Source organism: Acinetobacter pittii ANC 4050 (assembly GCF_000399685.1).
Taxonomy (GTDB): Bacteria; Pseudomonadota; Gammaproteobacteria; order Pseudomonadales; family Moraxellaceae; genus Acinetobacter; species Acinetobacter pittii_E.
This window is the reverse complement of record NZ_KB976987.1, coordinates 3,248,411-3,259,672: the sequence shown is the minus strand read 5'-3', so window position 1 is coordinate 3,259,672 and position 11,262 is coordinate 3,248,411. Positions and strand designations below refer to the sequence as shown.

Annotated in this window: 11 protein-coding genes; 6 read left to right on the top strand and 5 right to left on the bottom strand. The window is 39.2% G+C overall.

Annotated features, from left to right (window positions below; genetic code table 11):
* The first annotated feature begins 382 nt into the window (after nucleotides 1-382).
* Nucleotides 383-1,150, top strand: coding sequence for a hypothetical protein (locus F931_RS19020; protein ID WP_016142783.1), 768 nt, complete (start codon nucleotides 383-385; stop codon nucleotides 1,148-1,150).
* Between the two features lie 43 nt (nucleotides 1,151-1,193).
* Here the strand turns inward: F931_RS19020 and agmR are convergent, their stop codons facing one another.
* The gene (gene agmR / locus F931_RS19015; RefSeq protein WP_002122041.1) at nucleotides 1,194-1,844 is read right to left on the bottom strand and encodes a response regulator; all 651 of its coding nucleotides are present in this window, start codon (nucleotides 1,842-1,844) and stop codon (nucleotides 1,194-1,196) included.
* 376 nt (nucleotides 1,845-2,220) lie between these two features.
* Between agmR and msuE the strand changes: the two genes are divergently transcribed.
* On the top strand, nucleotides 2,221-2,958 hold the full coding sequence (gene msuE, locus F931_RS19010) for an FMN reductase (protein WP_016142782.1): 738 nt from the start codon (nucleotides 2,221-2,223) through the stop codon (nucleotides 2,956-2,958).
* Between the two features lie 44 nt (nucleotides 2,959-3,002).
* Nucleotides 3,003-4,115, top strand: a complete 1,113-nt coding sequence (gene sfnG / locus F931_RS19005) for a dimethylsulfone monooxygenase SfnG (RefSeq protein WP_016142781.1) — start codon at nucleotides 3,003-3,005, stop codon at nucleotides 4,113-4,115.
* 94 nt (nucleotides 4,116-4,209) lie between these two features.
* On the opposite strand, the gene lrpB is transcribed toward sfnG, so the two are convergent.
* Nucleotides 4,210-4,623: an Lrp/AsnC family transcriptional regulator gene (gene lrpB / locus F931_RS19000; RefSeq protein WP_016142780.1), complete on the bottom strand. Its 414-nt coding sequence runs from the start codon at nucleotides 4,621-4,623 to the stop codon at nucleotides 4,210-4,212.
* Between the two features lie 105 nt (nucleotides 4,624-4,728).
* Here lrpB and ywoC point away from each other — a divergent pair, with 105 nt between their 5' ends.
* The gene (ywoC, locus tag F931_RS18995; RefSeq protein WP_016142779.1) at nucleotides 4,729-5,271 is read left to right on the top strand and encodes a cysteine hydrolase family protein; all 543 of its coding nucleotides are present in this window, start codon (nucleotides 4,729-4,731) and stop codon (nucleotides 5,269-5,271) included.
* A gap of 47 nt (nucleotides 5,272-5,318) precedes the next feature.
* Here the strand turns inward: ywoC and acs are convergent, their stop codons facing one another.
* On the bottom strand, nucleotides 5,319-7,268 hold the full coding sequence (acs, locus tag F931_RS18990) for an acetate--CoA ligase (RefSeq protein WP_016142778.1): 1,950 nt from the start codon (nucleotides 7,266-7,268) through the stop codon (nucleotides 5,319-5,321).
* 294 nt (nucleotides 7,269-7,562) lie between these two features.
* Here acs and F931_RS18985 point away from each other — a divergent pair, with 294 nt between their 5' ends.
* Together F931_RS18985 and F931_RS18980 are read left to right on the top strand one after the other, a co-directional pair.
* Nucleotides 7,563-8,138, top strand: a complete 576-nt coding sequence (locus F931_RS18985; protein ID WP_016142777.1) for a DUF805 domain-containing protein — start codon at nucleotides 7,563-7,565, stop codon at nucleotides 8,136-8,138.
* A gap of 113 nt (nucleotides 8,139-8,251) precedes the next feature.
* Nucleotides 8,252-9,223, top strand: a complete 972-nt coding sequence (locus tag F931_RS18980) for a mechanosensitive ion channel family protein (protein ID WP_016142776.1) — start codon at nucleotides 8,252-8,254, stop codon at nucleotides 9,221-9,223.
* On the opposite strand, the gene F931_RS18975 is transcribed toward F931_RS18980, so the two are convergent.
* Nucleotides 9,212-9,919, bottom strand: coding sequence for a 16S rRNA (uracil(1498)-N(3))-methyltransferase (locus F931_RS18975; RefSeq protein WP_016142775.1), 708 nt, complete (start codon nucleotides 9,917-9,919; stop codon nucleotides 9,212-9,214). The two genes, F931_RS18980 and F931_RS18975, sit on opposite strands and share 12 nt — an antisense overlap.
* A complete protein-coding gene (kdtA, locus tag F931_RS18970) occupies nucleotides 9,916-11,208 on the bottom strand; it encodes a 3-deoxy-D-manno-octulosonic acid transferase (protein ID WP_016142774.1) in 1,293 nt (430 codons plus the stop codon). Before kdtA ends, F931_RS18975 begins: the two co-directional genes overlap by 4 nt.
* Nucleotides 11,209-11,262 lie beyond the last annotated feature (54 nt).

The window sequence follows — 11,262 nt, the reverse complement described above, 5'->3', positions numbered from 1 at the left end:
CTCTCCCAAAGCCTTAATAAATTTGGGAGAGATTTTTGGCAAAAATTATAGGTCTAATTTAAGCCAATAGGCAGAACTGCTCAAAAAGTCTACTTTTGCTTATTAAATAATTGGCTAAACTTTCCAATAGCTCTTTTTCTATGGCAAAGCCCACCTTTTTTGTAAGTGAACACTTGTATACTTAGTTACAATTTCATAAGTAACTGTTTTTTAAAATTATAATTAGACAAAAACAACCTTATACGACTTTAGTCGTATTCTACTTGCATTCTTGATGACACATAAATATTCAAAACCAATTTATTCTATGTACCGCTATTTTTTATAACCCATTTCTATATAAAGCGCCCCTGCTCACGAATTAATGCAAAGGACAATTGCCATGAATATTTCTGATAACAGCCCACAAGGCCAACTTTCGTCTCAACAGTTTTATCGTCAATACAGTGCCAATGCTTTACTTCCTGAACTAGATTGGCAAAGTATTTTCCCTCACAGCAAACTCACTGAAGCACATATCAAAGCGTTAAATACAATTTATCAGTCTGCGGTCCCCCTCGCACTCAATGTATTCCACGACCTAAATTTTGATGTATTTGCACCTGCGGCTTATCATCCTCAAGGACTAGGCTTGTTTGATAAATTGGCACAACAAGAAGAAAATTTCTTAAACGTTCTTAGCGCTGAAAGTGAAAATCTTGACCATGACACACGTCATCAAATCTGGAGCATGCTACTCCGTGGCGGTGCGGTTTTGGTTTTCAAAGCTTGGCTTGGTCATGTCAAACTCGGCAAGAATCAGTTAGATATGACTCAATTTGATGAATTATCTGATTTACTCTTTATTAAAACACACCCCGATCAACTTGCTGAACGACTGCATGTTGATGAAAAAGCAAAACTTGACCATATCTTCTTGATGTATGGCAATGATATTTTCTTGGATCGTTTCAACAGCCTAGAAACAGCTGCTCTGTTTGTTGATTTAGGGGTTTATGATGCAGCCTTCCTAAGCTTACGTGATGACCGTGTGGCTGAATATTTAAAAATGAAAGGCTATGTGACTCAAGAACAAATTGATGATTTGCAATGTGCACTTAACCCGTTGTACTGCGACAGCCTAACCCCTAAGCAAGATTGCCTTGCTTAAATGACACCCATAAAAAAGACCTCAATCGAGGTCTTTTTTCTTTTTAGATTTTCTTATCTTCAATATTGAGTGCACTAATAGCCAATACGGCTTGTGTACGGTTTTGCACACCTAATTTTCTAAAGATAGCCGTTACGTGGGCTTTAATCGTTGCTTCTGAAACATCAAGCTCGTATGCAATCTGCTTATTTAACAAACCTTCCGCAACCATCATCAAAACACGGAATTGCTGAGGTGTTAGAGATTGAATACGTTCAGCTAAAGCAGTTTCATCTGCTGCTCTTGGGTCAAGGTTAAGATTAGATGGCAAGTTAGGTGGTAACCAGATATCACCTTCTAAGACTTGACGAATCGCTTCGCCAATATGACTTGGATGAGCCGACTTAGGAATATAACCCATCGCACCATGTGCAATTGCACGCTGAATGATTGAAGTTTCTTCATGTGCAGAAACAACAATAATCGGAATAGATGGATACTGTGCTCTTACATAAACCAGAGCCGAAAAGCCTGAAGCACCCGGTAAATTTAAATCGAGTAATACTAGATCAGGTTCTGCCCCATTTTCCAAACGCTCATAAAACTCATCAACCGAGGCTGTTTCATGGATTTGTGCCTGTGGCAGGCTATAACGTACTGCTTGAATTAAAGCATGACGAAACAAAGGATGATCATCAACGATTAAAATATTCATAAGCGATTAAAGTAATCTTGAGCATAAGTATGGCCTATTGTAACCCTACTATTTAGATGAAAGATACGTTCATCTTATCCATTTTTATGCAAAATGTTGATAAATGTAGAACTTAGCCAAGATTTTCAGATGTTTTTTAACTTTTAATCAAAATTAATCTGTTTTTTATATAAGCTTCCTTTTTATTATAAAAAATATATCACCTATAATTATATAAAATAAAAACAATAACTTAATATAAAAATAAAGTATAAAAATCCACTATTTATCTTTTATATTTAAAACTGATAAGGTTGACCAATTTCGTTATTTTACAGTTTACCGTCGTTGTTGATTAATAAGTCTAATCTCTTGTTTTAGGCTTAGGAACCAAATTATGACTGGTATCACATCACCAAAACCTTTAAATATTGTTGCCGTTTCTGGTGGCTTAAATACCCCATCTAAAACGGAAAGTCTGGTTCAAGCCATTCTTGATGAGTTATCCGAAGCAATCGATATTAAAGTTCACTTCATTAAATTAAGCGAAATTGGACCTTTATTAGGGGGTGCATTTTATCGCAACCAACTTCCACAGCGCGTACAAGATGATCTTGCAGCAGTTGAAGCAGCAGATGCTTTAATTGTAGGTACACCTGTTTATCGTGCCTCTTTTACAGGTCTTTTCAAACATTTTTTCGATTTTGTTGAACAAACTGCATTGGTTGATGTACCTGTGCTTTTAGCGGCATCAGGCGGTAGCGATCGTCATGCGCTGGTACTCGAGCATCAACTTCGACCGTTATTTAGTTTCTTCCAAGCACAAACTTTACCAATTGGTGTATATGCGACCGATCGTGACTTTACTCCTGAATATACGGTGAAAAGCGAGCAATTATCAGATCGTATTACCTTAGCGGTAGCACGTGCATTGCCAATTTTAGAATGGGCACCGGCAAAAGGTAAACGTGCTGAGGTGGTTAAACCTAAATCACAGCAGGCAAATCAAGAGCTTGGTATTAACAAGCAAATTGAACAAGAAGAAGTATTGCCTTCAGCGGCTGTACCAGATCTTGATGCGGCAGAGTCTCGTTTGCATCACAAGTCTGGCAAATCATTAACGCATGTTGCCTAAGCGCGATAGAGCTAAATAAAAAGAACGAATGGGGAGAGTGAACCATGACGCAATTACAACAACCAATTAAATTTGCTTATTGGGTACCAAACGTAAGCGGTGGCCTTGTGGTGAGTAACATCGAACAGCGTACAGACTGGAGTTATGACTACAATGTTCGACTTGCACAGGCTGCCGAAAACAATGGTTTTGAATATGCGCTCACCCAAATTCGTTTTACGGCGGGGTACGGGGCAGAAAACCAACATGAATCTGTAAGTTTCAGTCATGCATTACTGGCAAAAACTGAAAAACTTAAAGTCATTGCGGCGATTCTGCCCGGCCCCTGGAAACCGGCACTTGCAGCCAAACAACTTGCAACGATTGATTATCTAACCGAAGGCCGTATTGCCATTAATGTGGTGAGTGGCTGGTTCAGAGGTGAGTTTGATGCCATTGGAGAAGAGTGGCCTGAGCATGACGAACGTTATGTTCGCTCTGAAGAATTTATTCGTACACTAAAAGGAATCTGGACCACAGATAACTACAGTTTCGATGGTAAATACTATCAGTTCCAAAACTACACACTTAAACCAAAACCTCTGCAAAAGCCTTATATTGATGTTTTTCAAGGCGGTAGCTCACGTGCTGCACGTGACATGGCGTCTCGTGTATCTGATTGGTATTTTACTAATGGTAATACTGTCGAAGAAATTCAAAAACAAGTTGAAGACATTCGTACCAAAGCAAAAGCCAATAATCATCATGTCAAAATTGGGGTAAACGCTTTCATTATTGCCAGAGATACCGAAGAAGAAGCAAAAGCAGTACTTCACGAAATTATTGATAAAGCCAACACTGAAGCAGTCAATGCGTTTGGCGATGCAACTCGGGAAGCAGGTGCGGCTTCCCCAGAACAACAAGGTAACTGGGCAAAATCAAGTTTTGAAGATTTAGTGCAATATAACGATGGATTTAAAACCAATTTAATTGGTACACCACAGCAAATTGCAGAGCGTATTGTGGCCCTTAAAAATGTAGGCGTTGATTTGATTCTTTCAGGATTCTTACATTTTATTGAAGAGGTGGAATATTTTGGAGAAAAGGTTCTACCACTCGTTCGCCAGTTAGAGCTTCAACAGGAAAAGGAGGTAGAAATTCAAGCTAAATCAGCCTAAAAACCCCAGTTAAAACAGTGCAAGATAATAAAAACAATAAATTAAAAATAAAGAATTTATTGGCTCCAAGACTCGGCTTGGAGCCTTTATTTTTTTAAGATTTCTCAACTTCTCGAATCACAGTTTCAACTGAGTAACGGCACCATTTGGAAAGTTTCTCTATAAACTCATTTAATGCTGTGTGTTCAAAATGGCTTACGATCATATAGCAAGCATTGCCCATGACTTTAAAACATTCATCGATTTGTTCATATTGCTTGACCAGATTTTCAATTTCTTCAAATGCGCGTTGTTCATTTAAATGCAAATGAATAAATTGTTTATGTGAATACTGCACGGCAATCGTGTAATTTTTAATGACCCCAGCATCCATCAACTGAGCAATTCGAGCACCCACCGCCTGCCCTGTCCGGTGCACGCGTTGCCCAATTTCTTTATTTGTGAGGCGGGAATCTTGTTTAAGCAATGCAATAATTTTTAGATCAATCGGGTCTAATTCAATATTCATTTTTCATGGCGAAAGAAAACGAGCGGTAATGCTTTCATCTGACTATAGCCGATTTTTCAAGCAGAGAATAATCTTGTTGTATCTCATATCAACAAGAGTAATCTCATGAAACAAGCATTATTAGTTATCGATGTACAAAATGATTATTTTAAAAATGGCAAAATGGAATTGGTTGGGCCAGAGCAAGCGCTAGAAAAAATAAAACAACTTGAACAATATTTTAGCGAGAAAAACTTGCCCATCATTTACGTACAACATATTAATCCACCACAAGCGAGCTTCTTTCAAGAAAATACTAACGGTGTTTTACTTCACCCTGAACTTAGTGCTCACGATGAGTCATTGATCGTGACAAAGCATTATCCAAACAGTTTTTTAGAAACCAATTTAAATGAACTTTTAAAAGCACATCAAATTGAGCAACTCGTTATTACAGGCATGATGACACACATGTGTATTGATTCAGGTACACGTGCAGCCAAAGAACTTGGCTATCAACCGATCTTAATTGCAGATGCAACCGCAACTCGCGATTTAAGCCATGACGGAAAAACTGTAAAAGCTGAAGACGTACAAACCGCTTTTTTAACTGCGCTGAGTACATTTGCAAATGTACAAAATACTGCTGACTTTTTAGGAAAGTCTTAAATAAAGCCCAATAAAAAAGCCCCTATCGGGGCTTTTTTATTAAAACGTTATTTTTGTCTATCGGGATAAACCGTGGCGATTAACTGATCTACCACAGCAGGTTCAGCCAAGGTAGAAGTATCACCTAAACTATCTAATTCATTCGCTGCAATTTTTCTTAAAATACGGCGCATGATTTTACCCGAACGCGTTTTAGGTAATGCTGGTGCCCAGTGTAATGCGTCAGGTGAAGCTACTGGCCCAAGCACTTTACGGACCCAGCTAATTAACTCTTTACGTAGTTCTTCCGACTCTGGAACGCCTGCTTGCAAAGTCACAAAAGTACAAATACCCTGCCCTTTAATATCATGTGGCATTCCTACTACCGCAGCTTCGGCCACGGCTTCATGTGATACCAAAGCACTTTCAATTTCAGCCGTACCTAAACGATGTCCCGAAACGTTTAAGACATCGTCAACACGACCTGTGATCCAGTAATAGCCATCTTCATCACGGCGAGCACCATCACCCGTAAAGTAAGTGTTTTTAAAGGTCGAGAAGTAAGCTTCAATAAAGCGGTCCGGATCACCCCAAATGGTACGCATCTGGCCCGGCCATGAATCTTTAATCACCAGATTACCTTCAACCGCACCTTCTAGTTCATTACCCTCACCATCAACAATGGCGGGTTGAATTCCAAATAAAGGACGTGTTGCAGAACCCGGTTTTAGGGCTGTTGCACCTGGTAATGGCGCAATCAAAATACCACCTGTTTCGGTTTGCCACCATGTATCAACAATCGGGCAGCGACCTTCGCCAACTACATTGTAATACCAGTTCCAAGCCTCAGGATTAATAGGTTCACCCACTGAACCGAGTAAACGCAAGCTGCTACGGTTACTTTCACGTACAAACGAATCACCTTCTCGCATCATTGCGCGAATTGCGGTTGGCGCTGTATATAAAATCGAGACTTTGTGCTTATCAACTACGTGACCAAGACGTGCCCACGTTGGGTATTGAGGCACCCCTTCAAACATTAAGGTTGTAGTACCATTTGCCAGTGGTCCATAAATGAGATAACTGTGACCTGTAATCCAGCCTACATCGGCTGTACACCAATACACATCATCTTGTTTTAAATCGAAGACTTCTTTAAAGGTACTGGCTACATAAACTAAATAACCACCAGTCGTATGCAAAACACCTTTAGGTTTACCAGTCGAACCTGAGGTATAAAGAATGAATAATGGGTCTTCTGCCTTCATCGGTTCTGGAGGACAGTTTGCATCAACCTCCATAATAATAAGGTGATACCACAAATCACGACCCGGCTTCATTTCGATCGGGTTGGCATTACGGTAAACCACAACTACATTTTCAACGCACTCTGTGCCCGGCAATGCTAAAGCCAAATCGACGTTTTCTTTAAGTGGTAAGAGTTTACCGGCACGTAGACTTGAATCTGCAGTAATCACCAATTTAGCTTGGCTGTCTTCAATCCGACTTGCTAAAGAATCTGGCGAGAAACCACCAAACACGACACAGTGAACAGCACCAATACGGGCACAGGCTAACATGGCAATTGCAGCTTCAGTGACCATCGGCATATACAGTACAACACGGTCGCCTTTACCAATGCCATATTTCTTCAAAACGTTAGCAAAGCGGCAGACTTCGTCGTGTAATTCTTTATAAGAAACGATTTTATGACGAGAAGGATGGTCACCTTCCCAAATAATTGCAGGTTTATGTGGATGTTCTTTAAGATGCCTGTCTAGGCAGTTTGCTGATACGTTCAACTCACCATCAGCAAACCATTCAATTTTGAAATTGTCTTTGTCAAAACTCGTATTTTTAACTTGGGTAAATGGCTTTATCCAATCGACAATTTTAGCTTGCTCTGCCCAGAATTCATCTGGGTTCTCGATAGAGTGTTGATAACGTTTAAAGTAGTCTGCTTCAACAGTACGAGCTGTCTTTTTAAATTCCTCTGGTACTGGATAGATCTCATTCATACGCAACTTCCTTGATCTTGTGCATCCCATCTCGAGACTGTGGCTATTATTTTACTGGATCTTATTTGTATGTCTTTTCAGTATGATGACTGTTTCAAAGCCTAGACAATGCGACTTTGGTCACATATTAACCACTTACTCAAGCATACGAAATTATGAACATTTTTATAAAATTAAGTTGATTTAAAACATTTGTCTATAGCTTTTACTTTTATAATTTTTTCAAGATTTGATGGTTTTGATCATCAACAAAGATTATTTTGTCTCTCATATGCAACCTAGGAATAAAATAATATGTTTGCCCAAACTAGCTCTTCACGCCCACCGCAACTCCCTTTAAAAGATAGTCCGTTTTCAATTCATGGGCGCTTTAATCGCATGAGCTATTTAGGCGGTTATGGGCTGATTTATTTAGTCACTCTCGTGGGCTATTTCATTTTGGCTTCATTTCTTGGAAGTTTTCAGCTTTCAAGCAATCTATTTAATTTTGAGTTTTATAGCTCTCTTTCTGGTGTTAGTGCCTTGATCGTCTGGGCTTTTTGGATATTTCTGATTTACTTAAATATTGTTCTCGTTGTTCGACGTTTGCACGATCTAAATAAAAGTGGCTGGATGGGTTTGCTATTATTCATTCCAGTTGTTCAGTTCTTTTTTATGATTTATTTACTGCTTGCATCAGGTACAGCGGGTCCCAACGAATATGGTCCAGCTCGACCATCTACATTTATAGAAAAACTTATGGCTTGGTTTATTTTATTGGCTATTTTAATTAGCCTTATTTCTACCGCAGGCTTTTTTTACTACTTCTCTGGTACCGATACTATAGAAACTCCGTCACAAATCTTACAAAAAGGAACGGAATACTTTTAATTAAAAAACACTTTATTATTTAGATGAACTCATTATAGTAGGCGCACATTTTATCTCCTACTATAATGAAAGCCGATCATCGCTTTCATCATTTTTTTAAATAGAGACTTGTCGTGGCTGATGAACAAAACTCCTTAACGGATGTTGCAAAAAATACAGGCGAACTTTTGCAAGAAGCAGGTACTAAAACCACACAAACGGTTTTAGCCCATACTGAAAAGTATCATGATGCCTATACCACCATTGATAAAATCGTGGATAGCTTCTGGGAGCGTGTGCCTTATATTTGTATTGCGATTATCGTCTTCGTTATTTTTTGGCTACTCACCAAATTATTTAAATTCTTTGTTCGTAAAACCTTAGAAAATCGCTCTTACACGCGCCAAAATCTGGTTCTTGTTTTAAACCGTGTCGGTAGCACAACAATTTTATTTTTTGGATTTTTAATTGCACTCGTCATCATGATTCCAGGGTTTACGCCGGGACAACTCATGAGTGCACTTGGGATTGGTTCGGTTGCAATTGGTTTCGCATTTAAAGATATTTTTCAAAACCTGCTCTCAGGTATTTTGATTTTATTAAGTGAACCATTCCGTATCGGCGATTCAATCGTGGTGAATTCACTTGAAGGAACTGTTGAAGATATTCAAATTCGTGCAACATTCTTACGCTCACCAGATGGGCGCCGTATCGTTATTCCAAACGCCACTGTTTATACGAGTGCATTAACTGTAAATACAGCTTATCAACAACGACGCTGCGAGTTTGTAGTCGGAATTGGATATGATGACGACGAACAAAAAGCCAAGCAGATCATTTTAGATATTCTTAATAATGACCGAAATGTACTCAGTCAACCGGCTTTCTCGGTTAACGTTACAGCTTTGGCGGATTTCTCGGTTAACCTGACTGTACGTTGGTGGGTTGATACCACTGAAACAGATATGTCGTCATCTATCAGTACAATTCAAGCTCAAGTAAAACAAGCTTTCAATGACAACGACATTAATATTCCTTACCCAATTCAGGAATTAAAAATGGCTTCAAACCAGCCACCATTAAATCCTGAAACATCAAGTAAATAGACGACCTAAAATATAAGAAATAGACGTTTCAGTTCTTAAAATACGGTTGCCTAAGCTCACAGCTTGGCAGCCGTTTTTTGTGAGCAAATCAACTTCATAGGGAATAAAGCCACCTTCAGGTCCCACGATTACGCTACACGCATGTGGAATATTCACTGGCATGCTCTGCTCGGCATAAGGGTGAGCCACATAAGCGGGGCTTTCCTTTGAAATTAAGCTTGGCAAAACATCTTCAACAAAAGGTTTAAAGCGTTTGTATAGTTGAATTTCAGGAACAATCGTATCGCCTGCTTGCTCAAGGCCTAAAGTTACATAGTTATCGATTTGTTGTAAAAATGGTGTTTGCCAATAGCTTTTATCTACGCGATAGCTATGAATCAAACTAATTCTTTCAACCCCTAAAGTCACACTGTCCATAATTAAACGGCGTAAAACTTTGGGCCTTGGTAAAGCTACGATTAAATGAACCGGAAGTTTTGCAGGTATAGCTTCTGCATTAATAGGACGTATACAAACTTCATGCTCATTAATCGAAACAATTTCAGTGATATAACGAGCACCATTACGAATACCAACTTTTAAATTTTGGCCAACCGTAATCTCAAGATGTTCACGTAAATGCTGTAATTGGCGCTTTGAACGGATTGACCATAACTCTGACTGAACATCTTCAGGTTCTAGCAAAACGATATTCATGATTTTTCGGCCAAATACCGATTAATTACGCCAATATGTTTCTGTAATGAACCTTGGTTACGCTGCAAGACTTTATGCGCCTGCTCAACCATTTGTTGAGTCTGATCAGGTTCAGCTAAACATGCCATCCAGATTGCTACGACTTGCTCAGCATCTTGGGCAATGAGCACTCCATTTTCATCAATGAATTCATCAACAATAGTTTGGAAATTAAAGTAACGAGGCCCGATTACGGTCGGCACATTTAAAACCATAGGCTCTAAAATATTATGCCCGCCACCCGGTTCATTAAGCGATCCACCCACGAAACACGCCTGACTTAAGGCGTACCATAACCAAAGCTCACCCATGCTATCCGCTAGATAAACTTGTGTACTGGCATGAATACTATGATTCATACTTCTACGATGAGTGACTAGATCTAAGTTTTTGGAAATTTCAAAGACCTCATCGAAACGTTCAGGATGTCGAGGTACGACAATACAAACTAAATCTGGATCTGATTTTAAATAAGGTGCAAGCGCTTCTAAAATTTGTTGTTCTTCGGGCGCATGTGTACTGGCAATTGTCAGGACTTTACGCTGTCCCAAATACCATTGTTGTTGTAGTTGCTCAGCCTGATTTATAAAAGCTTCGGGCGCATGAATATCAAATTTAATATTTCCAACCACCTGACTTTTTTGTTGATCTAAGCCAAGCTCGACATAGCGTTGGCGAGTCGCATTATCTTGTGCCAATACCCAGTCAATTTGTTTCAGCATTCCTGCTGTTAGACCTGAAATGCGGCTATAACCTTTAGCTGATTTTTCTGACAATCGCGCATTTAATAACAAACAAGGAACCTGTTGTAGTTTGGCTTGATCAATTAAATTTGGCCAAAGCTCAGTTTCAACCAATGCTAAAAGTTTTGGCTGATACAACTCAAAAAATTGTTTTAAAAGATGTTTTTGGTCAACGGGCAAATAAACTGCTTGAAATAAATCTAAATAAGGCACTTTCAAAAATAATGATTTGGCACGTGCCTGCCCTGTTTTCGTTGTGTTGGTCACTAATACAGGCTGGCCAAGTTTAAGATAATGCTCGATTAAAGGCTGTGCAGCATTGGTTTCTCCAACCGAAACAGCATGGAACCAAATTGCTCTCACATTTTTCGGAGTTTCAAACGGCCCAAATCTTTCCAGACATTCCTGATGATATAGTTCCTGGCTTTCTGCACGTTTTTTTATCCGCCAGTGGTAAAAAGGTTTTAATAAATGGAGTGCGGTGTTGTACCAAAAAGGGGTCGCCAAGCGGTTTGCCTCAAATCATCAAAGTTTTAAACTGGGGAAAATATAACATAGATA

Bases quoted from the DNA above. Each gene is read 5' to 3' on its own strand.
- ywoC (WP_016142779.1), top strand. From the start codon at position 4,729: ATGAAACAAGCATTATTAGTTATCGATGTACAAAATGATTATTTTAAA.
- F931_RS18985 (WP_016142777.1), top strand. From the start codon at position 7,563: ATGTTTGCCCAAACTAGCTCTTCACGCCCACCGCAACTCCCTTTAAAA.
- agmR (WP_002122041.1), bottom strand. From the start codon at position 1,844: ATGAATATTTTAATCGTTGATGATCATCCTTTGTTTCGTCATGCTTTA.
- F931_RS19020 (WP_016142783.1), top strand. From the start codon at position 383: ATGAATATTTCTGATAACAGCCCACAAGGCCAACTTTCGTCTCAACAG.
- sfnG (WP_016142781.1), top strand. From the start codon at position 3,003: ATGACGCAATTACAACAACCAATTAAATTTGCTTATTGGGTACCAAAC.
- acs (WP_016142778.1), bottom strand. From the start codon at position 7,268: ATGAATGAGATCTATCCAGTACCAGAGGAATTTAAAAAGACAGCTCGT.
- F931_RS18975 (WP_016142775.1), bottom strand. From the start codon at position 9,919: ATGAATATCGTTTTGCTAGAACCTGAAGATGTTCAGTCAGAGTTATGG.
- lrpB (WP_016142780.1), bottom strand. From the start codon at position 4,623: ATGAATATTGAATTAGACCCGATTGATCTAAAAATTATTGCATTGCTT.
- msuE (WP_016142782.1), top strand. From the start codon at position 2,221: ATGACTGGTATCACATCACCAAAACCTTTAAATATTGTTGCCGTTTCT.